Annotated in this window: 1 rRNA gene; it reads right to left on the bottom strand. The window is 52.7% G+C overall.

Going from position 1 to position 239, the window contains the following annotated elements:
• A 23S ribosomal RNA gene (locus AC3B4V_RS16325) occupies positions 1 to 239 on the bottom strand; the annotation flags it as partial.

Genomic DNA, 239 nt, shown 5'->3' with positions numbered 1-239 from the left:
AGAGCATGCTCTCCGGTTTGGGCTGTTCCCGTTTCGCTCGCCGCTACTCAGGGAATCGCATTTGCTTTCTCTTCCTCCGGGTACTTAGATGTTTCAGTTCCCCGGGTCTGCCTCACGCTACACTATGTATTCATGTAACATGTCCCATCCCATTACGGATGGTGGGTTCCCCCATTCGGAAATCTTCGGATCAAAGCATACTTACTGCTCCCCGAAGCATATCGCTGTTCGTCGCGTCC

The sequence above is a fragment of the Exiguobacterium sp. E17S genome, assembly GCF_057772545.1.
Note: the sequence above shows the minus strand (reverse complement) of the source record. Positions and strands in the feature narration are given on the sequence as shown.